This is a genomic window from Duganella callida, assembly GCF_004614165.1.
Taxonomy (GTDB): Bacteria; Pseudomonadota; Gammaproteobacteria; order Burkholderiales; family Burkholderiaceae_D; genus Rugamonas; species Rugamonas callida.
Genome location: NZ_SPVG01000248.1, coordinates 55,689 through 81,527 on the forward strand (window position 1 = coordinate 55,689; position 25,839 = coordinate 81,527).

Here is a 25,839-nt window from a genome sequence, read left to right on the forward strand (position 1 = left end):
TTTGACCGCCCGCCGGCACCCATGCAGAATCGTTTCAATAACTACAAGGAGTGAGACGTGAATAAACTGGTTAAATTCTGTGCCGCGGCGCTGATGGTCAGCGCCTGCGGCATGGTTGAGGCGGCACCGGCGGCCAATAACGATTTCGTGACTGTGAAGGACAGCCACTTCGTGCGCAAGGGCCGGGCGTATTACATCGCCGGTGCGAATTTCTGGTACGGCGGCTATCTGGGTGCGGCCAATAGTGTCGGCGACCGCGCGCGTCTGATGAAGGAGCTCGATAACATGCGCGCGCTGGGCATCAACAACCTGCGTGTGCTGGCGGTGTCCGAAAAAACCGAGATGAAAAGCGCGGTGCGCCCGGCCACCACGTCCGCACCCGGCCAGTATGACGAGGAACTGCTCGCGGGGCTGGACTTCCTGATGGCGGAAGTGGCCAAGCGCGACATGACGGTGGTGATCTACCTGAACAATTTCTGGCAGTGGTCGGGCGGGATGACGCAGTACCTGAACTGGTTCGAAGGCACGCCGGCACTGGACCCGAACGTGACCAAGGATTACGACACCTACATGCAGAAGACGGCTGGCTTCTACCGCAATGCCGCGGCGCAGACCGAATACCGCAATGTGATCGCGAAAATCGTCAAGCGCGTGAACACCGTCACCGGCAAGCCGTACAGCGACGATGCGCACATCCTGTCCTGGCAGTTGGCGAACGAGCCGCGCCCCGGCAACGGCAAAGCGACGCCGGAGGAAAAGGCTGTGTACGTCAAGTGGATCGACGAGGTGGCCGGCTATATCCACAGCCTGGACAAAAATCACCTGGTCAGCAGCGGCAGCGAAGGGCTGGCCGGCTCGGCGCATGACGCGCAGCTGTATCTCGATGCGCACCGTACCAAAAACATCGATTACCTGACCTATCACCTGTGGCCGAAGAACTGGGGCTGGTTCGATTCGAACAATCCGTCCGGCAGCTGGGACAACGCCATCGGCAAGAGCCGCGATTATCTGAACTCGCACATCGAACTGGCCAAAAAGCTGGGCAAGCCCATCGTGCTGGAGGAATTTGGCCTGGACCGCGACGGCCCTTCGTTCAGCATCAAGGCCAGCACCAGATTGCGTGACCGCTTCTATCGCGAGGTATTCGACATCATCGCCACCCGCGCAGGCAAGGGCGATCCGATCGCCGGCTTCAATTTCTGGGCCTGGGGCGGCATGGGACGCGCGGCCAATGCGGACTTCTGGTGGAAGCCGGGGAACGATTTTGTAGGCGATCCGCCGCAGGAAGAGCAGGGCCTGTACTCGGTGTTCGATTCCGATGTCAGCTCGCTGCTGCTGATCAAGGAGTATGCGGACCGCCTGCACGCGATCAAGCGCTAAGGGGGACATATGGATCGCAAACTGATGGTGGCGGCCGTGCTGGCCGCCCTGTGCTCGGGCGCGTGGGCGCAGTGGGGACCGTACAACGCCGAATTCCCGGCGGCCAGTGACGGCTTGCTCAAAAAGCCCAGCCAGGGGGAGATCTTCGCCGCCGCCGTACGCGGCGAGGCGGTACAGCCGTTCGGCATGAGCGGCTGGTTCAAACCGTCCGAGCCGGCGGCCGGCCGCACGCTGATGGCCGGCGTCAACGGCGGCGCGGCGGGAACGGGCTGGTTCATCTGCAGTGTCGACGGCAAGTTCGCATTTTGCGGATACGGCGTGGAAGTGGTCTCGGCGCAAACGCTGACCCCCAACGCATGGACCCACCTGGCCGCCAGCTACGACGGCAGACAGCTGACCCTTTACGCCAACGGCGACCCCGTCGCGCAGCGCGAAGTTGCGCTGCCGGCCGCTGAGGACCGCTCGCGCCCTGTTGACGCGGTGGCGCGGACAGGGGCGTTTGCGCAAATCTCGCTGGCGCCGCGAAGCAAGGCGCTGACCGGATATGCCGGCCGCATCGCCGGCTTCACTGTCACCGGCGCGGCGCTGGGGGGCGAAGAGTTGCGCGCGGCGGCATCCACGCAGCCGCACGACGCGTTGATCAACTTCGAAACTGGCAGCCCGTCGTGGCCCATTCAGGTGCGTCAGATGTATGGCCAGGTGGCGCCGCAGGATCCCTGGACTTTGCCGAAATCCGGCTCGCCGCTGCAACCGCCGAAAGCCGTGGCAGCCTACGACGGCCCGCCACTGGCGCAGAACGCGCCCAATCTCTGGACGCTCAAATCCTGGCTGCTGCAGGCGGCGCCGGAGGTGCGCGCGACGCCGGCACAAATCTCATCCAGCGCTTTCAATGCGGACGGCTGGTACACGGCCACCACGCCGGGCACCGTGCTGACCACGCTGGTCGACCGCGGTGTCTATCCCGATCCGGATTATGGTCTCAATAATCTCGCCATTCCCGAGTCGCTGAACAAGCAGGATTACTGGTACCGCACCGCGTTTGATCTGCCGGTGGGATTCAAGGCCGGGCAGCACCTGTTTGTCACCTTCAAAGGCGTCAACTACGAGGCGGAAGTCTGGATCAATGGCCGCAAACTGGGGGGAATGAAGGGCGCCTTCGTGCGTGGCACCTTCGACATCAGTCCATATGTGAAGGCCAGAGCGCGCAACGTCATCGCCGTCAGGGTCTCGCCACCGCCGCATCCCGGCATCCCGCAGGAGGAATCGCTGACCGCCGGCGTTGGCGAAAACGGCGGTACGCTGGCGCAGGATGGTCCTACCTTCATCGCGTCCGAGGGCTGGGACTGGATTCCTTCGGTCCGCGACCGCAACACCGGCTTGTGGCAGGACGTGATGCTGCATGCCACCCGTGACCTGAAACTTGGGGATGCGCAGATCGTCACCGCGCTGCCCAAGGCCGACAACAGCGAGGCGGACGTCAGTATCGAGGTGCCGGTGACCAACCTCTCCAGGGCCCCGTTGCGCACCACGCTGCGCGCCACCATCAGTCGTCGCGACGGCAGCATGAAGCCGATCCAGATAACGAAAGAGTTTACCCTGGCGCCGGGCGAACGCAGCCTGCGCTTCGATACGCTCAAACTGAAGAACCCCAAACTGTGGTGGCCGAATGGTTACGGCGCCCCCGATCTGCATGAGCTGAAGCTGGAAGTGGTGCAGGGCGGCCAGGTATCCGACCTGTCGACCACCCGCTTCGGCGTGCGCGCGGTCACTTACGAACTGTCGCTGGTCGATCAGGGTGGTCACTTGCGCCGCGTGGAAGCCGACTTTGTCAAGGGCCGCGAACTGGGTGTGCGCATCACAGATGGCCGCCATCAGGCCATCCATAAGCTCCCGGACAACAACTGGGCCACGGGCCTGCGCCCCGAAGCGGAAAATACGGCCGCCATCAAGCCGCTGCCTGAGACCTCGCTGGCGCCGTTCCTGGTGATCAAAGTGAACGGCGTACGTATCGCCGCGCGCGGCGGCAACTGGGGCACCGAGGACTGGCGCAAACGCGTCGAACGCGAGCGGCTGGAGCCTTACTTCCGCCTGCACCGCGATGCCAACGTCAACATCATCCGCAACTGGGTTGGACAGAATACGGAAGACGCCTTCTACGATCTGGCCGACGAATACGGGCTGATGGTGCTGAACGATTTCTGGGCCTCCACCCAGGACTACAACCTGGAACCGCAGGACGTCAACCTGTTCATGGAGAACGCCAGCGATGTGGTAAAGCGCTACCGCAACCACCCATCGGTGGTGCTGTGGTTCGGCCGTAACGAGGGCGTGCCGCAGCCGGTGCTGAACGAGCAGCTGGAGTCCATGATCTACAAACTGGATGGCACTCGTTGGTACACCGGCAGCTCCAACCGCATCAATCTGCAGAACAGCGGTCCTTATAACTACCAGCCGGCTGCCAGTTATTTCACCGATCATGCCAAAGGCTTTTCGGTCGAAGTGGGCACGCAATCGTTCCCGACGCTGGAATCCATCCAGGCCACCGTGCCGTCCACCGATCTGTGGCCGCTGGGCGATACCGTTGCTTATCACGACTGGCACCCGGACGGCAATGGTGGCGTCAAGTCCTTCAACAAGGCCATGGAGACCGAATACGGCGCGCCATCTTCGCTGGCGGACTTCGAGCGCAAGGCGCAGCTGATGAACTACGAGAGCCACCGCGCCATCTTCGAAGGCATGAATGCCGGCCTGTGGACGCAGAACAGCGGCCGCATGCTGTGGATGACGCAGCCGGCCTGGCCGAGCACCATGTGGCAGATCCTCAGCCACGATTACGACACGCATGCCGCCTTCTACGGCGTGAAGAGTGCGGCGGAACCGGTACACGTGCAACTGAACCTGCCGGATCATCGCCTGCAGGTGGTGAACAATCCGCAGACGGCGTTGAAATGCGCCAACCTCACCTGGGTGGCGTGGGACGTGAGCGGCAAATTGGTCGGCAACGCCATCATTCCCGTCACGGCGCCCGCCGGCGGGCTGTCCGCACCGGCCGACATCGGACTGGATGCGCTGCTGGCCAAATACAGGCAGCTGATCTTGCGCGTCAGCGTGCGTGATGTGAACAACCAGCTGATCACGCAGAACGTCTACTGGCCGAGCGCCACGCCGCAGGATCATCAGGCGCTGAACCAGCTGCCGCAGGTGCCGCTCAGCGTCGCCGCGCGCTGGGGCAAGGCGGAGATTGCGGGCGAACGCCAGCTCGACGTCACCTTGCTGAACCGCGACGCCGCCCCGGCGTTGCTCGGCAAACTGACGCTGTTAAAGTCGGACGGTACGCGCATCCTGCCGGTCTACTACTCCGACAATTATCTGTCGCTGCCGCCCGGTGAAAACCGTTTGGTAAAGATCAGTTTCAAGGCAGAGGGCGATGTGAAGCTGGATCTGCGCGGCTGGAATGTGGCGCCACAGTCGCTGGCCGTCGACAGCCGCTCCGGTCTCGCGGGGGATGGCGGTGTTTGCAGCACCACCCCGTCCCCGCGCCAGATCGATTATCAGTGGATGTCGCGCGAACGCTGGCGGCAGATGTACGCGGAAGACGTGGCGGTTGCCGACCAGGGGAATGTCGACCTGCTGTTTGTCGGCGACTCGATTACGGAGGGCTGGAACCAGGATGTCTGGAACAAGTCCTTCGGCGGCTGGCGCGCGGCCAACTTCGGCATCGGCGGCGATCATACCGGTAACGTGTTGTGGCGGCTGCAGAACGGGCATGCGGAGAAGCTGCATCCCAAGGCGGTCGTGCTGACCATTGGCGTCAACAACTTCTCCTTCTGCAGCGCGTCGCCGGAGCAGGCTTTCGAGGGCATCAAGCTGGTGGTGGTGCAGTTGCGCAAGCTGTATCCTGAGGCGCGCATCCTGCTGAACGCGGTGCTGCCGCACGGGCAGACGCCGCAAAGCCCGGAGCGCATGCGGGTGGCGGAACTGAACCGCATGGTCGCCACGCTGAACGACGGCCAGCATGTGTTCTACCATGACTATGGCCAGCGCTTCCTGCGGGCGAACGGCGAGATGTCACCGCAGGTGATGGGTGACTTCCTGCATCCGACCGTGCAAGGCTATCAGATATGGGCGGACGCCATGCTGCCGGATATACGCCAATTGATGAAGTAGAAGATGGGCGCAACAAGGGCGGCCGGCACCGGCCGCAATCTGGTGCGCAGCCGCGGCATGAGCTTTTATCCGAATTTTGAGGGGACGCGCCTGAGCGCCGATGTGCAGGCCAGCGGTTCGAGAAGTTATCTGGGCGTGATCGTGGATGGTGTCGCACGCCAGGTTCGCCTGGCGGAACGGCGCCAGACCTTGAAGCTGGCGGAAAACCTGCCCGCCGGGCCGCATACGCTGGAAATCGTCAACCGCACCGAAACCTGGCTGTGCACCGCGACGTTGCTGGATTTTGTCACCGCAGAAAAGCAGGCCGCGCTACGCCGCTATATCGAGGAAACGGTGCGCATCATCGGAGACCGGCGCGTGCATGCGGTTGCGTCGACAGGCTATCCGGGCGACGCCATCGATGCGCATCCGACCAAAGAGCGGCACATCAGCATGACCAACGATCTGCTGCCGCAGGTCCGCGCCGTCATGCACTGGTGAGCACGTGACCCAGCCAGGGCGCCAGCAGCACCATCAGCACGCCGCTGAAGATCATGGTGAGGCTCGCGACCGCGCCTTCCTGCGGACCGATGGTGCGCGCCTTGCTCAAGCCGAAGCCGTGCGCCGCCGCGCCGAACGGCGCACCGCGCGCAATCCGCATCCTTAAAGGCAGCAGCGCGAGCAGCGCCTGACCAAGCAGGATGCCGAACAGGCCGGTGATCACCACGAACACGCCGGTCAATTGCGCCGAGCCGCCCAGATGGCGTGTGGCTTCGAGCGCAAACGGCGTGGACACCGACCGCGCCAGCAGGCTTTGCGCCATGCTGCCGTGCAGGCCGAGAAGACGGTCCAGCAGCAGCGTACTGCCGACCGACGCCACAATCCCGGCGACGCTGCCCAGGCCCAGCGCCAGCCAATGCTCCCTGATCAGTTCACGGTACTGGTAAATCGGCAGCGCAAACGCCACTGTCGCCGGACCAAGCAGCCATGGCAGCCAGCGCGTGTCGCCGAAATAGACCGGGAACGGTGTCGATGACAGCTGCACCACCGCGATCAGCACCGCCGAGGTAAAGACGGCTGGCGTCAGCCAGATGCGCGGATAACGTTTGTGTACCGCCACGTTCGCATAAAACAGCGCCACCGTCAGCAGCAGGAACAGGAAGGGCTTCATGCCGTCGCTCCGCGTTGTGCACGCAGACGGCGCAAGCGGCGACCGCGTTCGAAGCGGCACACCCATTCCACGGTAAATGCGGTGGCCAGCATTACGCAGGTGAAGCCGATGCCGATGGCAAGAAACAGCTGCACGCCCTGCGCTTCCAGCAGGCCGGTGAACTGCACCACCGACACCACCAGCGGCACAAAGAACAGCAGCATGTTGGACAGCAGCCAGTCTGCGCCATGCGAAATGGCGGTGGGACGCACCACGCCGCCCAGCAGCAGAGCGATCATCACCATCAGCCCGACCACGCCACCGGAAAACGGCAGGCCAAGCCAGGCCGCGGCGCGGTCGGCTGCATACCAGGCCACGGTCAGCGCCAATACCTGCATCACAGTGTAGACAAGTCGTTTCATGTTGCCATTCTAGGCAAGGCGGCATGAAAGATAAAATGAATTAAAATTATGAAAATCATTCGATATTGGAATACATCATGGATATCCGTGCGCTGCGCTATTTCGTCGCCGTGGTCGAGCAGCAGAGCTTCAGTCGCGCCGCCGAGCGCCTGCACGTGACGCAGCCCACCGTCAGCAAGATGATTCAACAGCTGGAGCAGTCGCTCGATCTGACGCTGCTGGAACGCGTCGGCAAGCGCTTCACGCTGACCGATGCTGGCAACGTCGTGCTGCTGCGCGGCCGGGCGCTGCTGGCCATGCGCGAAGAAATGGGCGTGGAGCTGGAAGACCTGCAGCAGCTGCGGCGTGGTGACCTGCGGCTGGGCGTCACCCAGCAGTCGCACGCGCCGCTGGCGCCGTTGCTGGCGGCCTATCACAAGCGGCATCCGCAGATCGAACTGAAACTGTTCGAGGGCGGCGCGCAGAGCATCGCCGACGATTTGCGCAGCGGCGTGCTCGAAATGGGCACCCTGCTGGACCATGCGTCCACCGCCGCCATCTGGCAGGAATTCGACTCATTCCCCCTGCTGTCCTCGCCCATGTGCCTGTTGGCACCCGGGGATTCGCAATGGAACGGCAAGCGTACCGTTGCGTTGAAGGCGCTGGCCGAATGTCCGTTCATCTTTTACGGCGAAGGTTTTGCGCTGAACGACATCATTGCGCAGGCCTGCCTGCGCGCCGGCTTCACGCCACGCATCACGGGCCGCAGTGGGCAATGGGATTTCGTGGCGTCGCTGGTGCGGCTGGGCGTGGGCATCACGCTGCTGCCCAAGGTGTTTTGCGATACGCTGGAGAAGGGCCAGTTCACGGTGGTGAGACTGGAGGAACCGGCCCTGGACTGGAAGCTGATGCTGGCCTGGCGGCGCGGCGGACATCTTTCGTTCGCCGCGCGCGCCTGGCTGGAGCTGGTGCGGAGTAAGGCCTAGAAGTTGGCGCCGATGCGGAAGCCGTACATGCGCGGCTCGATGTAGTTGGCCTTCATGAAGCCGCCGAAGACCGAGTCGGTATTGGTCTTGGCATGGCTGTCGCTCAGGTTACGCACGTACAGCTCCGCGTGCCATTTGTCGTCCGGCGACTCCAGCTTGACCGACGCTTCCCCGGTCGCATACGCCTTCTGATAGCGGCCGATGTGGGCGAAGTCCGTGTTCAGCAGATCGAAGTACGCCTTGTCGCGCCAGTTCACCTTGACGTACGGCGTGACGCGGTAGCCGCTGTCCAGCACGAATTCCTGCGCAAAGTTCAGGTTGAGCTGGTACTTCGGCGTATTCGGCAGGTGGTTGCCGTCGATGTTGGCCAGACGGCGCCCCAGCAGCGTCTTGTCCGGGCCATTGTAGACCGACGGGCAGGCCGGCAGCCCCAGTTCCACACGCACGTCGCACTGGTAGTCGTCGCTGTACGAATTGAAGTCGTGCACGCTGGTGTTGATGAAGGCGAAACCGCCGCCGAGACGCGCACCGCGCCATGGCCGGTAATCCCATTCGACTTCCAGACCGGGGATATTGACGCGGCCGACGTTGATGGTGCGCCAGGTTTCATACACATCGCACTTGGGCTGATCGGACGGGCAGGGCAGGCCGTTGTCCGGAATGATCTGGTTGACGAAATAAGTGCCGGTCAGCTGCATGCCCTTGTAGCGCATGAAGAAGGCGGTGGTCGACAGGTTCAGCGTATTGTCCAGGAACTTGCCCTTGAAGCCCAGCTCATAGTTGGTGACCGTCTCCGGATCGTAAGGCAGGAAGGTGACCACGCCCGGTTTGCCGTCGGCGCACATGTGGTAGTTGCAGCTGTCGGTCTTGTCGGCGAAGCCGCCGGCCTTGTAGCCGGTGGAGATGGAGCCGTACACCATCTTGCTGCTGTCGATCTGCTTCTGCAGGCCGAGGCGCCAGGTGACCTTGTTCCAGGTCTGCTTATGGTCGTTGGAGGTCGGCGCGCCATACAGGCTGTAGGCCGCGACACTACCGCCCATGCCCGGCAGCAGATCGGTGCCGTCGTGGACGTGGAAGCCCGGCGTGCCCGGCGTTCCCTGCGAGTACCAGCCGTTGTAGTAGGCCGGATTGCCGATCCAGTTGGCGCCGTAGACCTGGCCGCCCTTGTCTTCCTTGCTATCGAGGCTGTAGCGCGCGCCCACGGTCGCGGTCCAGGTGGGGATGAACTGCCAGTCGGCCTGCGCGAAGGCGGCCTTGGCGTCTACCTGGCGGTTGGGCTGGTGATACAGCACGCTGCCGACATCGCCATAGGGCTTCTGGATGGTGTTGGTCATCTCGTAGTCGATGGCGTTCCGCTCGTGCATCCAGAACAGGCCCGCCACGTATTTCAGGCCGCCCAGCTGCTGCTTGAGCTGCGCCTCGTGCACGGTGGACAGGTAGCGTGAATCCAGCGTGTGGTGATAGGAGTCGGTCAGCGGCCAGGTGCCCCAGTTGCCGTCCACGGTATTCGGATAGGCGCCGTTGATCTGGAACGGCGCGGCGTTCTGCATGCCCTTGTCGTCGTCGGTGAGTTCCTCGCGGCGCTGGTCGGCGACCTGGAAGCTGTAGTCGAAGCTGGTGTGGTCGTTGATATTCCAGTTCACACCCGATCGCAGCGTACGTATCTTCATGTCGATGTGGCCGGGGACGTTGACGTTGATGTCCCACTTGCCCTGATCCGGGGTGCAGGCGTAGCGCGTGCCGGCGCCGGCGTCGCAGTCGCGGAAGGCGGAGCCGCCGGCGCTGGAGTCCTGGAACTCCTCGTATGCCGCCTTGACCGACACGTCGCGGTTCACCTTCAGCAGCGCGGTCAAACGGCCGGCCCATTCGTTCTGGTTGGTGTAGTAGTCGCTCGGGCCGATATAGCGGTTGAAGCGCTGGTCCACGTCCGGCTTGCCGTTCGGGATCCAGCCCAGCGCCGGTGCATTGGCTTCGCTGACGTCGCGGGTCTGGTGCGCATAACCGTCGCGCTTCACTTTCATGAAGGTGCCGCGCAGGGCCAGCATGTCGTTGACCACCCAGTTCTGCACCAGGTTTACCTGCTTCTTGTTGTAGTTGCCGATGTCCAGATCGGCCTTGCCGTAATTGCCGGTGAAATCGGGCTTGGCGGGGATGACGTTGATGCTGCCGCCGGTGGAGTTGCGGCCGAACAGCGTGCCTTGCGGACCGCGCAGCACCTCCACCTGCTCCAGGTCGAACATCAGCGCCTGCGCACCCTGCGGGCGCGGCGAATACATGCCGTCCACGTGGAAGCCGACGGCCGGGTCGCCGGTTTCGGTGAAGTTGGTCGAGGTGATGCCGCGGATGGTGATCTGCACCGCCGAATCCTGGCCGGTGTTCTCGATGGTCACGTTGGGGATGTCGCCGTTCAGGTCGCGCAGGCTGGTCACGCCCTGGCGGCTCAGCTGATCCTGCGTCACCGCCGTCACGGCCAGCGGTGTTTTCAGCAGCGAGGTCGAATAGCGGGTCGCGGTGACTTTCACTTCCGGGATCTGGTCGGCGCCGGTGGTGGCGGATGGTGCGGCGGCGGCGCTTCCTTCCGCGCTGTCGCTGGTCTGAGCCTGGGCGTTGACGCCGATGAGCGCGCAGGCGCCAGCAACGGCAAGACTCATCAGAGTCCTTCGTGTTGGATACAGCATTTCGTCTCCTTGTGTTTTTAGAGTTGTGGCCAGAGGTGTAAATCTGACAATTCAGTATTCACTCTAAAAAAATGAGGAGCAAACGATTTCAAATTTGGCCACGCAGTTTATTCAGTTTTACTAAACACGGCCTTTGTACCGTGACAGGACGTCGCCAAACAACAACGCAGGAACAGTTTTGTTAAGTTTTGTAAGCTTTTCTTGCGCAGCGTTGCAGCGCTTGCGCAGCCTGCGCCCGGCCAGGTTAGGAAATGTAATCAAGCAGCTGATCACCCCCAATCGATTCAAGGACTTAGCCCGCGAAGGTGCGTGGGTGCTGTTACGGAAAATGCAAGGTAGCATGGCCTCATCGTCGTTGTGAAAGGGGCTTTACATGCAGATTCGCCGGTTGGTCCGACACGCTTTGCTGCTCACCATGCTCGCCGCCACCGCCGCGCGTGCCGGCACGCTGGTGATCGAGAGCTGGCGCGTGGACGACAAAACGCTGTGGGAAAAAGTGCTGATACCGGCGTTCGAGAAAAACCATCCTGGCATCGAAGTGAAGTTCACGCCGACCGCGCCTACAGAATACGACTCCAGCCTGGCGGCACGGCTGGCTGGCGGCACCGCCGGTGACCTGATTGCCTGCCGACCTTTCGATGTCTCACTGTCGCTGTACAAAAAAGGGCAGCTCGAAAAACTGGATGGCAAGCCGGGCATGCAGAACTTTACGCCTACCTCGCTGGTAGCTTGGCAGACCGACGACGGCAAGGATACCTTCTGCATGCCGGTGGCCTCGGTGATCCACGGCTTCCTATACAACAAGAAGATCTTCAAGAAGCTGAACCTGCAGCCGCCGCAGACGGTCGATGAATTCTTCGCGGTGCTGGAGGCGCTGAAAAAAGGCGGCGTGACGCCGCTTGCGCTGGGAACCGCCGATCAGTGGGAATCGAGCCAAATGGTTTATACCAATATCGGCCCGAACTTCTGGCGCGGCGAGGAGGGGCGCAAGGCGCTCATCGCCGGGAAGGCCAGGCTGACCGACGCGCCGTTCGTCGAGGCGCTGCAGTTCGAATCGCGCATGGGCGGCTATCTGGGCAAGGGCGCCAGCGCCCAGACCTATGGCGATAGCCAGAACCTGTTTGCATTGGGGCGCGCCGGCATATATCCGACCGGCTCCTGGGATATCTCGTACTTCGGCCAGACGCCTGGGCTGGAGCTGGGCGCGTTTCCGCCGCCGGTGCGCAAGGCCGGCGATCCGTGCTTCATCTCCGATCACATGGACATCGGTATCGGCGTCAACCGGAAATCGAAGAACAAGGACGACGCCTACAAATTCCTGGCCTGGGTCGGATCGCAGGAGTTCGCGGACATCTACACCAACCGCGTGACCGGCTTTTTCACGCTGTCCCATCACCTGATCGCGGTGCGTGATCCGGTGGCCAAGCAGATGGCGGAATGGCGCAACAGCTGCGCCTCGACCATCCGCTTCAACGCGCAGGTGCTGAATCGCGGTCAGCCCAGCATGGAGAGTGAACTCTGGAATATCAACGCGCAGGTTTTGAACGGCAGGCTGGCGCCGAAAGACGCCGCCACCCGTCTGCAAACCGGTTTTGCAAAGTGGTACAAACCGCAGCAAAAGTAGCGTCACACTTATCCCTCCCAATGGTGGTGTGATCGATTCAGGCCGGCGCCGGGCGCGGCGCCGGCTGTTTTTTTGTCCGAATCTGGAGGCAGTCTTGAAGCATGAAGTGAATACGGTACGGCGCTGGCAGCTGCTGTTGTTCCTGGCGCCGGCCCTGATCATCTACGGCGTGTTCAGCGCGCTGCCGCTGGCGCAGACGCTGGGGCAGGGTTTCTTTACCGCCGACGACAGCGGCAAGGCGGTCTACGCCGGACTGCAAAACTTCCGCACGGTGCTGCTCGATCCCGACTGGTCGGCCGGTTTCTGGAATGCGATGATCAACAACGCCAGGTTCTTTTGCCTGCACATGCTGCTGCAGAATCCCATCGGCCTGCTGCTGGCGACCCTGTTCAGCCTAAAAGGGCTGCGCGGCGCGCGCACCTACCGCACGCTGATCTTTCTGCCCACGCTGCTGTCGGTGGTGATCATCGGTTTCATCTGGCAGCTGATCCTGTCGCCGCTGTGGGGCGTGGGCGAAAAGCTGATGGGCTTCGCGGGCCTGAGCGACTTCTTCGCACCCTGGTTGGGCCAGGAAGAAACCGCACTGACGGCGATTTCCATGGTCTCCGTATGGCAGTACATCGGCATGCCGATGATGCTGATCTACGCCGCACTGCTGGCGGTGCCGGAGGAGATCGTCGAAGCGGCGCACGTCGAGGGTGCCGGCGCCATGCGCATCTTCTGGCAGGTCAAGCTGCCGCTGATTTATCCGACCCTGGGCCTGGTCACCATCCTGACCTTCGTCGCCAACTTCAATGCGTTCGATCTGATTTACTCGATCAAGGGCGCGCTGGCGGGGCCGAATTATTCGACCGACATCCTCGGCACCTTGTTCTACCGGACCTTCTTCGGCTACCAGGCGCAGGTCGGCAACGCCTACCTGGGTTCCGCCGTGGCGACGCTGATGTTCCTGGTGATACTGGCCGGTGTCGGCGTCTATTTTGTCGGCGTCCAGCGCCGCCTGACGAGGTTCGCGCTATGAGGGGCCGGCTGATGGTCCACGGCGCGCTGATGGCGTACACGCTGCTGGCGCTGTTCCCGATCGCGCTGATCCTGATTAACTCGGTCAAGTCGCGCGAGGCGATCTTCGACGATCCGCTGGCGCTGCCGACCATGGAATCGCTGACCTTCATCGGCTTCCAGAAGGTCCTGGCCAGCACCCATTTCCTGCTCTATTTCGGCAACAGCCTGGTGGTGACGCTGGCGGCGCTGTTCTGCATCCTGCTGTTCGGCGCGATGGCGGCATGGGCGCTGTCCGAGTACCGCTTCATGGGCAATCGCGTGCTGGCGCTGTTCATCGCCTTCGGCATCATGATTCCGATCCGGCTCGGCACGGTCTCGATCCTGGAGCTGATGGTCAGACTGGAACTGGTCAACACGCTGACGGCGCTGGTGCTGGTTTACACGGCACAGGGCGTGCCGCTGGCGGTGATGATCCTGTCCGAATTCATGCGCCAGGTGCCGTCCGAACTGAAAGACGCGGCGCGCTGCGACGGCATCGGCGAAGTCGCCATTTTCTTCCGCGTGATCCTGCCGCTGATACGCCCGGCGATGGCGACGGTGGCGGTGTTCACCATGATCCCCGCCTGGAACGACCTGTGGTTCCCGCTGATCCTGGCGCCGTCCGAGCGCACCCGCACCGTCACGCTGGGTGTGCAGCAGTTCATCGGTCAGTACGTGACCGACTGGAATTCGGTGCTGGCCGCGCTGTCGCTGGCGGTGATCCCGATGCTGATTCTGTACGCACTGTTTTCGCGCCAGCTGATACGCGGCCTGACCGCCGGCGCGGTGAAATAAAGAGAGGAACCGATGGCAAGTGTAAGTCTGCAAGCGCTGCGCAAATCCTACGACGGCCGGACCGACGTCCTGGCCGGCATCGACCTGGAGATCGCGCACGGCGAATTCGTGGTGCTGGTGGGGCCGTCCGGCTGCGGCAAGTCGACGCTGCTGCGCATGCTGTGCGGCCTGGAGAGCATCACCGCCGGCACCATGAAGATAGGCGATCGCGTGGTCAACCAGCTGCCGCCGGCCGAACGCGGCATCGCCATGGTGTTCCAGAGCTATGCGCTGTATCCGCACATGACGGTGTACCAGAACATGGCCTTCGGCCTGAAGATCGCCGGCAAGGGCAAGCCGGAGATCAGGCAGCGCATCGAGGCGGCGGCGGCCACGTTGAAGATCAGCCATCTGCTGGAGCGCCTGCCGCGCGAACTGTCCGGCGGCCAGCGTCAGCGGGTGGCGATCGGCCGCGCCATCGTGCGCGAGCCGCAGCTGTTCCTGTTCGATGAGCCGCTGTCCAACCTGGACGCGGCGCTGCGCGTGCAGACCCGCCTGGAAATCGCCAGGCTGCACCGCCAGCTGGACGCCACCATCGTCTACGTCACGCACGACCAGGTCGAGGCCATGACATTGGGCGACAAGATCGTCGTCATGCACGAGGGGCAGATCCAGCAGGCCGGCACGCCGCTGGATTTGTACCAGCAGCCACGCAATCTGTTCGTGGCCGGCTTCATCGGCTCGCCGCGCATGAATTTCATGGCCGGCAGCGTGGCGGAGGCGCACGCGCACGGCGTGGTGGTGCGCCTGAGCGCCGGCGACGTGGTGCGCGCCGCCGTCGACGGCAGCGGCATGCGCATCGGCGCCCCGGTCACGCTGGGGCTGCGCGCGGAACACATCAGCGAATCGCGCGGCGGTTCGGAAGTTTTCACGGGCGAGGTCAGTGTGGTCGAACACCTGGGCGAGGCCAATTACATCTACGTCACCCGCGAGGGCGGGGAGGACGTGGTGATACGCGGGGATGGCGAGCGCCATGTCGCGCCGGGACAGTCCATCACTTTCTCGGCCGAGAGCACTGCCTTTCACGTGTTCGACGAAACGGGATCGGCGCGGCGGCGTCTGCGTCCCGGGAATATGGTATCGGCGCCGCGCGGCTTGATGCGCAGCGCCTGATATGACAGCGGTTCTTTAATTTTCATAAAACAGGGAGAATGGAATGAAGCCGGTACTCAGGAAAAAAATACTACCGCAGGTGGTCGCGCTGGCGATGAGCGGCCTGGCCGCCCACGCGCACGCAAGCGATGCCGTGGCGGCCGATGCGCAGGCCAGCGACGCCGTACCGGCCGCGGAAGCCAATACCGTGGAAGTGCGCGGCATCCGCGAACGCCTCAAGCGCAACCTGGCCGAGAAGCGTGACGCCGACAATGTGGTCGATACCGTCACCGCCGACGACGTAGGCAAGTTCCCGGACAAGAACGTGGCCGACTCGCTGCAGCGCGTGCCCGGCATCTCGGTGGACCGCACCTGGGGCGAGGGCCGTGACATCTTCGTGCGCGGCACCGACAAGAACCTCAACCTCACGCAACTGAACGGCCAGGCCGTGGCCTCCGGCTACTGGTGGAAGAACGATGCGCAAAGCCGCGGCTTCAACTACGACATCCTGGCGTCGGAACTGGTGGGCAGCATCGACGTCTACAAATCGCCGTCGGCCGATCTGGACGAGGGCAGCATCGGCGGCCTGGTGAACGTCAAGACCCGCAAGCCGTTCCAGCTCAAGGGCTTCGTGGCGCAGGTTTCGGCGGAAGCCACCTACAGCGAGCTGCCGAAGAAGACCGACCCGCAGTTCTCCGGCCTGATCAGCTGGATCAACGACGAGAAGACCTTTGGCGCGCTGCTGGCGGTCAGCAAACAGAAACGCACCATGCGCCGCGACGGCCTGGAAAATTTCACCGACTCCACCAAGTACAACATCGTCGACCAGAACGGTGCGGTGACGCCTGGCGCCTACGCTTCCTGGGGCGGCGGCTCGGCCATCTTCCGCCAGGACCGCGAGCGCACCACCGGCAACCTGACCTTGCAGGCACGCCCGAACGCCAACACCGACATCACGCTGAACTACATGAATTCCGATATGGACATGGACAACAGCAACCAGAACTACTTGTGGGAAGCGGGCGGTCTGGCCGATGCCAAGGGCAATATCCAGGTCACCAATCCGAAGTTCATCACCACCTCGGATGGCACCAAGGCGCTGGTCGGCGGCACCGTCGGGCCGACCGGCGGCGTGTCGTTCGAGCCTATCTTCCGCCAGTCCTACGTCAAGTCGCAGGTGCTGGATCTGGACGGCACCTACGATGGCGACAACTGGAAGCTGCACGGCCAGGTCGGCACCACCAAGGGATCGGGCGGCAGCGACCATGACCGCAACTTCTGGCTGGTCGGGAATACGCGCACCACCTTCAACATCGCGCCGGACACCTACGAGGTCAAATATCTCGATATCAGCCCACTGGACCCGAGCAAGCTGACGCTGCAAAGCGCGCGCGACTGGATCCGCCGCATGGACACCAAGGAGAATTACGGCCAGGCCGACTTCACGCTGGACCTGAACAACGACTACATCCGCGCCATCAAGGTCGGCGCCAAGATCCGCGACACCAAGGTGCAGAACCGCCGCATCATCGGCACCGCCGGTCCGGGCAGCCCTGGCTGGATTTCTTACTCGCTGGCCGACCTGTCGACCGGCGCCTCGCCGATGCTGAGCCAGGAGGCCGCGACGGCCGGCTCGCTGACGCAGTACGCCTGGGTCGATGACGGCCTGGCGTATTCCAAGGGCTTCCCGATGTACGACAAGGCCATGACCTACGCGGAAGCCAAGGGCGAATACTACAAGATCCGCGAAAAGATCTATGCCACCTACGTCCGCGCGGACTTCGCCACCGGCCAGTGGCGCGGCGACTTCGGCGTCCGCGTGGTCAAGACCGACCAGATCTCAGAGGCCTACCAGGACCTGAGCGGCAACGGCAACTACGTGCTGGGCAGCGTCTCGCGCAGCTACACGGACGCGCTGCCTAACCTGAACGCGGTCTACAACGTCAATAAGGATCTGCTGGTGCGCGGCGCGCTGTCGCGCGTGATGGCGCGTAACACCTACAGCGATTTGAGCGCCAGCACGGAAGTCAGCGGCACCACCAACGCCGCCACCTCGGGCAACCCGCTGCTCAAGCCTTATCACGCCAACCAGGCGGAGATCGGCGCCGAGTGGTACTACGCCGAGGCGTCGCTGCTGTCGGCGACGGTGTTCGCCAAGAAGCTCGATACCTTCATCTACTCCCAGACCGCGCCGGAAAACGTCGCCGGCGTGGTGCGTTCGGTGACCCGTCCCTACAACGCGGGCAACGGCGCCACCATCAACGGCCTGGAATTCCAGTGGCAGCAGGCGTTCAGCAATGGCTTCGGCGGCATCGTCAACTACACCTACACCGACGCCAAGACCGGCGCCAACGCCAACGGTGTCAAGCTGAACGTGATCGGCAACTCGCGCAACCAGGCCAACGTTACCGGCTTCTGGGAGAAGTACGGCTACAGCGTGCGCTTGTCGTACAACTACCGCTCCAAGGCTTATGGCGCGCTGGACGAAGGCGGCCAGGATGTGACCAGCGCCTACGGCCAGTGGGATGCCTCGGCCAGCTGGGATATCACGCCCAAGGTGTCGCTGTACCTGACGGCGGTGAATATCGGCAATGAAGTCATCCGCACCAATACCACCGACGGCCTGCCGGTCGGCGTGTACGAGAACGGCGCGCGCTACAGCATCGGCGTGAAAGCCAAGTTCTGACAGCGGTTTCATAACCGATATAGCCCGATTCCATGTTGGCATCGGGCTTTTTTCTATTACAATCGTGTCATTATTGTCGTCCAGGATATGGAGTGATACGGATACGTCTTCGTTTCATCGGCGCTCTGCTGGCGGCTGGCATGACGGCGCATGCCGCGCCGGCGGCGAGCCTGCAGGTGCTGCACTGGTGGACTTCGCCCGGCGAGCGCAAGGCCGCCGACCTGCTGGCCGCGCGCGCCGCGGAAGAGGGCATCGAATGGCGGGACGCGGCGATTCCCGGCGGCGCTGGGCTGGGCGCCGGCAAGGTGCTCAAGAGCCGCGTGCTGGCGGGCGATGCGCCGGAAGTGTCGCAGATGATCGGCGTCTCGATCGCCGAGTGGGCCGACCTGGGCCTGCTGCTGGAAATCGACAATGTCGCCAGCGGCGGCAACTGGAACAACGTGCTGTTCCCGACCATACAAACGCTGATCACGCACCGCAAGCACGTGGTGGCCGCGCCGGTCGGCATCCACCGCGTCAACACGCTGTTCTATAACCGCGCACTGTTCGCCCGCCACAAGCTGGCGCCGCCGCAAAGCTGGGCCGAATTCGAAACCGTGGTGCATAAGCTGAAGGCGGCGGGCGTCACGCCGCTGGCGCAGAGCAGCGAAGCCTGGCAGGTGGCGGCGCTGTTCGAAAACCTGGTGCTGGCCGAGAGCGGGCCGGAATTCTATAGACAGTTATTTGTCAGACGCGATCCCGCCGCGGCGGCCGACCCGCGCACGGCCGACGCGCTGCGCCGCCTGCGCATCGTCAAGGGCTGGGCCAATGGCCAGATCGACGAGCGTTCCTGGCCCGAGGTGGCGCGCCAGTTCGCCCGCAGGGAAGCGGCGATGATGATCATGGGCGACTGGGCCAAACCGGAACTGCGCGACCTGGGCATGGTGCTGGATCAGGACTTCGCCTGCGCCGCGGCGCCGGGAACCGGACGCTATCACCTGTACAGCGTCGACAGCTTCACCATGTTCGGCGGCGATTACCGCAACATGGCGGCGCAGGAAAAGATGGCCAGGCTGCTGGTGTCGCCGCCGGTGCAGATGGATTACAACGTGCTGAAAGGCTCGGTGCCGGTGCGGCGCGACACCGACCCGTCGCGCCTGGACAGCTGCGCGCGCGCCTCGTGGACCATGTTCGCGCTGGGCGCGGCGGTGCAGGCGCCCAGCCTGGTGCACCGCATGGCGACCGATGAGGCCAGCCGCGACGCCATCATCGCCGAGATACATCGTTATTTCCTGGATGACCGGACCACGCCAACCGAGGCGCAGCGCCGCCTGGGCGTGATGTTCCGCCTGTTTAACCTGAAGAATCAAGGAGCATTCGGTGCGCAAGATACTGATCGTAGATGATGACCAAAAGACCCGCGTCCTGCTCAAGACGTATCTGGAAAAGAACCAGTACGAGGTGGTCTTGTCGCATAACGGCGAGAGCTTCCTCGCCGAACTGCACGCACACGCCGAGCAGCTGTCGCTGGTGATCCTGGACGTGATGCTGCCGGACACCGACGGCTTCGCGCTGTGCAAGCAGGTGCGGCAGCGCTCCAACGTGCCGATCATCATGCTCACCGCCAGCTCCGACGAGACCGACCGCATCGTCGGCCTGGAGCTGGGCGCCGATGACTACATCGCCAAGCCGTATAGCCCGCGCGAGCTGCTGGCGCGTATCAAGGCGATACTGCGGCGGGCGGCGCTGGACACGCCGTCGGTACGCTACTATCGGTTCGTCGGCTTCACGCTGGACCTCAAGGAGCGCAAGGTGACCGACAGCGCCGGCGCGCCGCTGGCCCTGACGGGGCTGGACTTCCAGCTGCTGAAGTATTTCGTCGAACATCCGGGCGTGATCCTCGACCGCAGCGTGTTGTGCGAGGAGACGCGCGGACGCGACGCCGGGCCGCTGGACCGTTCGCTGGACGTGCAGATCAGCCGCCTGCGCCTGCGCCTCAACGACGACGGCAAGCAGCCGGCGCTGATCAAGACCGTGCGCGGCGCCGGCTATGTATTCTCGGCCGAAGTGAACGTCGCGCATGCTTAGGCGCCTGTGGCCGGCGTCGCTGCTGGGCCGTCTGACGCTGGTGATGGTGGCCGGGCTGCTGGTGACGCAGCTGGCGGCCAACGCCATCTGGTCGGCGCAGCTGCGCGCCAAATCGCGCGTGGAGGCGGAATCGGCGGCGCAGTACGTGGCGCACAGCGCGTCGGCCGCGATCCGCTTCTTCCGCAGCCTGCCGCCCAGCTATCGCGCGCTGGTGATACAGCAGATGCGCGAGATGGGCGGCACGCGTTTCTTCGTCAATCTGAATCACGCCTGTGTGGACGTCCGCCAGATCGCGGCGCATCCGCTGGCGGACAGCGTCAAGGCCACCGTCGGCGCCACGCTGAAGGGCGATCTGCCGCATTCGCCCGGCTTCCGCCTGGCCTTCGCATGGCCCGATGAACTGACCGTGTCGGACGGCGTGCGGCTCGGCGAGCTGCCGGACGCCTGGGTGCAGCACATCCTGCTGTTGCAGCCCGACCCCGCGCCGATACTGGTGATACAGACCGAGCTCGAACCGGGCAACTGGCTGTACATGGCGGCGCTGATGCCGAATCCGTATTTCCTGAACGCGAACGATCCGTGGGCCTGGGACCGGTTGGCGTTACAGGGCTTGTCGCTGGCGGCGGTATTGCTGCTGTGTTTGCTGGTGGTGCGCTGGATCACGCGTCCGCTGGCGGCGCTGTCGGATGCGGCGGCGTCGTTCGGGCAGGGCGACCACGCGCCGCCGCTGCCGGAGACGGGCAGCCGGGAATTCATCAACACCGCGCGCGCCTTCAGTGCGATGCGCGAACGCATACAGCGCTATATCGAGGACCGCGAGCGCCTGTTCATCTCCATCTCGCACGATCTGCGCACGCCGATCACGCGCCTCAAGCTGCGCTCCGAACTGCTGGATGACGAGGCGCTGCGCAACGAATTCGAGGAAGACCTCGATGAACTGGACATGATGGTCAAGGGCGCGCTGCAATGCGTGAAAGACAGCGACATCCATGAGAATCCGGCCGAGGTGAAGCTGGACACCTTGCTGGGCCGCCTGGTGCGCAGCGCGCGGCTGGCCGGTCACGAAGTGGGCTATGCCGACTCCGGCCTGTCGGTGCGCGCCAAGCCGCTGGCGCTGAAGCGCGCCATCGGCAACCTGCTGGACAATGCGCTGTATTATGGCAAACGCGCGGAAATCAGCACCGGCAGCGAGAACGGCGCGGTGACCATCGCCGTGCGCGATCACGGCCCCGGCGTGCCGGAAGAGGCGCTGGCAAGCCTGTTCGATCCGTATGTGCGGCTGGAGCACGGCCGCGATCAGAACGACGGTGGTTTGGGACTGGGGCTGGGCATTGCGCGCGGCGTGATCGAAGCCCATGGCGGCCGGCTGATACTTGAGAACCACCCGGAAGGCGGCCTGAATGCCACCATCCGTTTGCCTGCATGAGAGAGAAGATGAATTTGTCCCCGAAGATCCTTGCCGCCTGCTTGTTCACGGTTGGCCAACTGGCCCAGGCCGCGCCGGCCGGGGCGCCGGCATCCGCGCCGCGGATGCGCTGGGAAGTGCTGCGTAACGATTTCTCGTCTCCGCACGGCCGCACCCGGGCGCGCCTGAGCTTTACCGCGCCGCGCGGCATGGCCTTGCCGGCGCAGGGCTGGTCGATCTACTTCAACTGCACGGACGGCATCGTCACCGGGCCGCTGGCGGGCAAGCTGGCGCTGGAGACGGTCAGCGGCGGACTGTTTCGCATTCGTCCGCAGCCTGGCTTCAAGGGATTGCCGGCGGGCCGTACGCTGCACATCGACTATGATTACCCCAACCTGCTGATCAAGATGGCGCGGGCGCCGTCCGGGCCTTACCTGGTGTTCGACAGTGCCCCGGAAACGGCCATCGCCATCGGCGATTATCAGGTCCATGTGCCGACGCGTCCCGAGCAGCTCAGGCGTCCCGCCGGTCGCGACGCGCTGGTGACGGTGCAGGACATCTACCGCCGCAACGCGCGCGCCGACCTGCTGCCGACCGATGCGCTGCCGCTGGTGTTCCCGACGCCGCTGGCATTGCGCAGCGGTCCGGGCAAAGTGCATCTGGCGCGCGCGCCGCAGGTGATCTCCGGCCCCGGATTGCGTTACGAGACGGCCTATGCGCGCGCGCTGTTTGCGCGCTATCTGCCGCCGGGCGACACGGCGCAGCCGCCGCTGCCGCTGCGCCTGCGCATCGGCGATGTGGACGGGCAGGATTCGCCGGAGGCGTACACCTTGAGCGTCGGCGCCGAGGGCATCAACATCGTCGGCAACAGCGCCGCCGGTGTGGCGCGTGGGCTGCAGTCGCTGCACGGGATGCTGCCGCTGCCGTCCGACGCATCCTCGCTCGATCTGCCGGAGCTGGAGGTGACCGACGCGCCGCGCTTCGCCTATCGCGGCTTCCAGCTCGATGTGGCGCGCAACTTCCAGCCCAAGGAAGTGGTGTTCAAGACGCTGGACCTGATGGCCGAGTACAAGCTGAATACGCTGCACTTCCACCTGACGGACGACGAAGGCTGGCGCGTCGAGATTACGGGCTTGCCGGAACTGACTTCCATCGGCGCGGTGCGTGGTCACAGCGACAGGCCCGGCGTGCGGCTGCCGCCGGCCTACGGCTCCGGCCCGCGCATCGACGATCCGCACGGCAGCGGTTACTACAGCCGCGCCGAATACATCGAAATCCTGCGCTATGCCGCCGCGCGCCACATCGACGTGATCCCGGAAGTGGAAATGCCCGGTCACGCGCGTGCCGCCGTCAAGGCGATGGAGGCGCGTTATCACCGCATGAAGGACGCCGGCGAGCAGGGCGCCGACCAGTATCTGCTGAACGATTTCGACGACCGTTCCGTCTATCGCTCACCGCAGGAGTACACCGATCACGTCATCAATCCGGGCCTGGAATCCGCGTACACCTTCATCGACAAGGTGGTGACCGAAATCGCCGCGCTGCACCGCGAAGCCGGCGTGCCACTCAAAACCATGCACGTGGGCGGCGACGAGCTGCCGCATGGCGCCTGGGAGCAGTCGCCCGTCAGCCGCGCGCTGATGCAGCGCGAGAAGCTGGCCAGTGTGGCCGACCTGTGGGACTATTTTTACAACCGCGTTGACGGCATTCTGCGCAAGCAGGGGCTGTACGCCTCCGGGTGGGAAGAAATGGGCGCGCGCCGCACGGCCGAGGAGGGCGCGCCGCAGGCGCCGAACCCGCGCTTCAACCGGCGCGGCTTCAGTCTCTATGTCTGGAACAACACGCCGGGCAACGAGGACTTTGCCTACCGGCTGGCGAATGCCGGGTACGACGTGGTGCTGGCGCCGGTGACCAATATGTATCTGGACATGTCGGCCAATCCGAATCCGGACGAGCCGGGCGTCAACTGGGGCGCCTACCTGGAGCTGGATACCGTGTACGACTTCAAGCCGCTGGCCGCGAGCCTGAGCGAAGCGGGGCGCAGTCATGTCCGCGGCGTCGAAGCGACGCTGTTCTCGGAAACCATCCGCGACACCCATCTGCTCGATTACCTGATGATGCCGCGCCTGCTGGCGGTGGCGGAACGTGGCTGGGCGCCGGACCCGGCTTGGGCGCGTGAAACCGATCCGGCGCGGGCGGAGGCTTTGCACCGCGCGGCGTGGTCCGGCTTCGTCAACCTGCTGGGGCAGCGCGAGCTGCCGCGTCTGGACCTGGAGCGCGGCGACGTGTTTTATCGGATTGCGCCGCCGGGCATGGTGGTGGAGGGCGGCAAGGTGCTGATCAACCATACCCTGCCGGGGCTGACGCTGCGCTACACCACCGATGGCAGCGTCCCGACCGTCCACAGCAAACCGGTCACCGGACCGATCGCCGCCAGGGGCGTGATCCAGGCGGCCGGCTTCGACCGCAACGGCCGTTCCGGCCTGGTGGCGCGCATCGTGAACAAGTAGAAATACCCCGGTTTTCGACGTCTGGTCGGCGTTTTGTGCAGTTCGTCGCAATCCGGGTGAGCGTCGGGGAGGTGATCGCTATAGTGATCACATACCGCAACGTTTACCGAGGAGAGCAAAATGAACATCGCCAAACACATGGAAGTGATCTTCCTGACCGCCGCCGTCCTGCTGGGCGCATCCGCTTACGCCAGTGCCGCCGCCGACGCCCACGCCGCCCTCAAGGTGGGCGCCGAGCTGGCGGCCGCCCAGGCTCCCGTCCAGGTTGTTGTGATCAAGGCTCAGCGCCTGACCGCCGCTGAAAAAGCCCGGTTGTCGTAATCCGCCCGTGCTAGATTGTCAGCCAAGAACAACACCAAGGATTCAATAATGAAGAAGCTTTTCCAATTCGGCCTGCTGTTTGCCGCCTTCTGCGCCCTGCTCGGTCGCGCGGATGCCGCCGACGAGTCCACCGAGACGCGCACCGTCGCCATTGACGCCCGCGTGGTGCGCGTCAAGCTGGACGGGGTGATCGATCTGAAAGTGCTGCGTGGCGACACGCCCTCACTCAGGATCACCGGCGACAGGCGCTACATGGAAAAGCTGACGGCGTCGCAAACGGGCGACACTTTGCATCTGGAAACCGAGGGCCGCAACATCAAGCTGAGCCGTTCTGCGGCGCGCGCGGAGCTGGTCCTGCCGGCGCTGCGCGAAGTGGTATCGGAAGGCGTGGGCACCACCGAAATCAACGGCTTCAGCGGCGAGGAACTGGTCTTGACCATGGACGGCGCCGGCAGCATGAAAGTGGTGTGCGACTACCGCGTGCTCAAGGCTAACCTGGGCGGGGTCGGCAGCATGCAGCTGTGGCTGACCGAAAACGACAAGGCCGACCTTGACCTGCGCGGCGCCGGCTACATCACCGTCGGCGGGCGCAGCAAGATGCTGAAAGCCAATTTGGGAGGGTTGGGCGGCCTGAACGCGCAAAAGCTGCAGGCGGATTCCGTGAATATCGACCTGAGCGGGCTGGGCAACGCGACCGTCACGGCCGCCACCAATGCGACGCTGAACCTGAGCGGGCTGGGATCGGTGACGGTCTACGGCAAACCGCTGAACCGCGACGTCAGCGTCGACGGCTTGGGCAAGGTCAGCTGGAAATAAAAACCTTACAGAATAACGCGATATGAAAAAATTCATACTAGCGATCATCCTCGCACTCAGCTGGCAACAGGCGGCGCTGGCGGGGTTCGCCGAAGGGGCGACCGCTTACAACAGTAAAAACTACGCGGTGGCCCTGAAAGAGATACGTCCGCTTGCCAAAGCCGGCAATGCGGACGCGCAGCACTTGTTGGGCCTGATGTACTACATGGGACGCGGCGTGCCGCAGGACTACAAGACTGCGCTCGAGTGGCACCGCAAGGCCGCGCTGCAGGGCAAGGCCGACGCGCAATACGTGGTCGGCGCCATGTACTACACCGGCAACGCGGTGATCCAGGACCACAAGCAGGCGGTGGCCTGGTTCCGCAAGGCGGCCGAGCAGGGCCATGGCGAGGCGCAGCAGGCGCTGGGGCTGATGTACCGTTACCACGTCGGCGGCATGCCGCAGGATAACGTGATCGCCTACATGCTGTGGAACCTGGCGGCCGCCAACGGCGTGACCAACGCGGCGGAACAACGGGCCGCTGTGCTGAAAAACATGTCACCCGAGCAGATCGAAGAAGGGCAGGCGCTGTCGGCCGCATGGCGTCCCGGCACCCCGCTGCCCACCAAGTCGCGCACCGGCAGCTAACCTCCCCCTGTCGTACAATTCGGGGTCAGAGCCGACATTCGGACATTGGATCGCGCGCGATCCAATGTCCGAAT

General features: G+C 63.9%; 19 protein-coding genes. 16 read left to right on the plus strand and 3 right to left on the minus strand.

The genetic code is table 11. The features are described from left to right. Positions 1 to 57 precede the first annotated feature (57 nt). The 3 genes from E4L98_RS25625 to E4L98_RS25635 are packed head-to-tail and all read left to right on the plus strand — an operon-like array spanning position 58 to position 6,027. On the plus strand, positions 58 to 1,380 hold the full coding sequence (locus tag E4L98_RS25625) for a glycoside hydrolase 5 family protein (protein WP_229257566.1): 1,323 nt from the start codon (positions 58 to 60) through the stop codon (positions 1,378 to 1,380). A gap of 9 nt (positions 1,381 to 1,389) precedes the next feature. Further along, positions 1,390 to 5,547 carry a glycosyl hydrolase 2 galactose-binding domain-containing protein gene (locus E4L98_RS25630; RefSeq protein ID WP_135204367.1) on the plus strand — a complete coding sequence of 1,386 codons (4,158 nt, stop codon included), beginning with the start codon at positions 1,390 to 1,392 and terminating at the stop codon, positions 5,545 to 5,547. A 3-nt stretch (positions 5,548 to 5,550) separates the two neighbouring features. Continuing rightward, positions 5,551 to 6,027 carry a hypothetical protein gene (locus E4L98_RS25635; RefSeq protein ID WP_135204368.1) on the plus strand — a complete coding sequence of 159 codons (477 nt, stop codon included), beginning with the start codon at positions 5,551 to 5,553 and terminating at the stop codon, positions 6,025 to 6,027. On the opposite strand, the gene E4L98_RS25640 is transcribed toward E4L98_RS25635, so the two are convergent. Together E4L98_RS25640 and E4L98_RS25645 are read right to left on the minus strand one after the other, a co-directional pair. Continuing rightward, complete coding sequence (locus E4L98_RS25640) at positions 6,014 to 6,697, minus strand: LrgB family protein (protein ID WP_135204369.1); 684 nt, start codon at positions 6,695 to 6,697, stop codon at positions 6,014 to 6,016. The genes E4L98_RS25635 and E4L98_RS25640 overlap by 14 nt on opposite strands. Then, a complete protein-coding gene (locus E4L98_RS25645; protein WP_135204370.1) occupies positions 6,694 to 7,098 on the minus strand; it encodes a CidA/LrgA family protein in 405 nt (134 codons plus the stop codon). Before E4L98_RS25645 ends, E4L98_RS25640 begins: the two co-directional genes overlap by 4 nt. 77 nt (positions 7,099 to 7,175) lie before the next feature. On the opposite strand from E4L98_RS25645, the gene E4L98_RS25650 reads away from it, so the two are divergent. After that, on the plus strand, positions 7,176 to 8,063 hold the full coding sequence (locus tag E4L98_RS25650; protein WP_135204371.1) for a LysR substrate-binding domain-containing protein: 888 nt from the start codon (positions 7,176 to 7,178) through the stop codon (positions 8,061 to 8,063). Here the strand turns inward: E4L98_RS25650 and E4L98_RS25655 are convergent. Next, positions 8,060 to 10,714 (minus strand): TonB-dependent receptor, encoded by a 2,655-nt coding sequence (locus E4L98_RS25655; RefSeq protein WP_267874930.1) that lies wholly within the window; start codon positions 10,712 to 10,714, stop codon positions 8,060 to 8,062. The genes E4L98_RS25650 and E4L98_RS25655 overlap by 4 nt on opposite strands. A gap of 400 nt (positions 10,715 to 11,114) precedes the next feature. On the opposite strand from E4L98_RS25655, the gene E4L98_RS25660 reads away from it, so the two are divergent. The 12 genes from E4L98_RS25660 (at position 11,115) to E4L98_RS25715 (ending at position 25,765) form a co-directional block, all read left to right on the plus strand. Next, complete coding sequence (locus E4L98_RS25660) at positions 11,115 to 12,365, plus strand: ABC transporter substrate-binding protein (protein WP_135204373.1); 1,251 nt, start codon at positions 11,115 to 11,117, stop codon at positions 12,363 to 12,365. A gap of 94 nt (positions 12,366 to 12,459) precedes the next feature. Then, positions 12,460 to 13,386 carry a carbohydrate ABC transporter permease gene (locus E4L98_RS25665; RefSeq protein ID WP_229257567.1) on the plus strand — a complete coding sequence of 309 codons (927 nt, stop codon included), beginning with the start codon at positions 12,460 to 12,462 and terminating at the stop codon, positions 13,384 to 13,386. Further along, positions 13,383 to 14,201, plus strand: coding sequence for a carbohydrate ABC transporter permease (locus E4L98_RS25670; RefSeq protein ID WP_135204374.1), 819 nt, complete (start codon positions 13,383 to 13,385; stop codon positions 14,199 to 14,201). Before E4L98_RS25665 ends, E4L98_RS25670 begins: the two co-directional genes overlap by 4 nt. 12 nt (positions 14,202 to 14,213) lie before the next feature. Beyond that, the gene (locus E4L98_RS25675) at positions 14,214 to 15,353 is read left to right on the plus strand and encodes an ABC transporter ATP-binding protein (RefSeq protein ID WP_135204375.1); all 1,140 of its coding nucleotides are present in this window, start codon (positions 14,214 to 14,216) and stop codon (positions 15,351 to 15,353) included. Positions 15,354 to 15,396: 43 nt separating this feature from the next. Beyond that, on the plus strand, positions 15,397 to 18,018 hold the full coding sequence (locus E4L98_RS25680) for a TonB-dependent receptor (RefSeq protein ID WP_229257568.1): 2,622 nt from the start codon (positions 15,397 to 15,399) through the stop codon (positions 18,016 to 18,018). 140 nt (positions 18,019 to 18,158) lie between these two features. Beyond that, positions 18,159 to 19,403 carry an ABC transporter substrate-binding protein gene (locus E4L98_RS25685; RefSeq protein ID WP_229257569.1) on the plus strand — a complete coding sequence of 415 codons (1,245 nt, stop codon included), beginning with the start codon at positions 18,159 to 18,161 and terminating at the stop codon, positions 19,401 to 19,403. Beyond that, positions 19,378 to 20,085, plus strand: coding sequence for a response regulator (locus tag E4L98_RS25690; protein WP_135204377.1), 708 nt, complete (start codon positions 19,378 to 19,380; stop codon positions 20,083 to 20,085). The genes E4L98_RS25685 and E4L98_RS25690 overlap by 26 nt, the downstream gene beginning before the upstream one ends. Continuing rightward, complete coding sequence (locus tag E4L98_RS25695) at positions 20,078 to 21,511, plus strand: ATP-binding protein (protein WP_135204378.1); 1,434 nt, start codon at positions 20,078 to 20,080, stop codon at positions 21,509 to 21,511. Before E4L98_RS25690 ends, E4L98_RS25695 begins: the two co-directional genes overlap by 8 nt. 8 nt (positions 21,512 to 21,519) lie before the next feature. Beyond that, positions 21,520 to 24,000 carry a family 20 glycosylhydrolase gene (locus E4L98_RS25700; RefSeq protein WP_229257570.1) on the plus strand — a complete coding sequence of 827 codons (2,481 nt, stop codon included), beginning with the start codon at positions 21,520 to 21,522 and terminating at the stop codon, positions 23,998 to 24,000. Positions 24,001 to 24,120: 120 nt separating this feature from the next. Continuing rightward, entirely contained in the window at positions 24,121 to 24,321 is a 201-nt protein-coding gene (locus E4L98_RS25705; protein ID WP_135204380.1) for a hypothetical protein, read from the plus strand. A 48-nt stretch (positions 24,322 to 24,369) separates the two neighbouring features. After that, positions 24,370 to 25,137 carry a GIN domain-containing protein gene (locus E4L98_RS25710; RefSeq protein WP_135204381.1) on the plus strand — a complete coding sequence of 256 codons (768 nt, stop codon included), beginning with the start codon at positions 24,370 to 24,372 and terminating at the stop codon, positions 25,135 to 25,137. A 22-nt stretch (positions 25,138 to 25,159) separates the two neighbouring features. Then, positions 25,160 to 25,765: a tetratricopeptide repeat protein gene (locus E4L98_RS25715; protein WP_135204382.1), complete on the plus strand. Its 606-nt coding sequence runs from the start codon at positions 25,160 to 25,162 to the stop codon at positions 25,763 to 25,765. Positions 25,766 to 25,839: the final 74 nt, after the last annotated feature.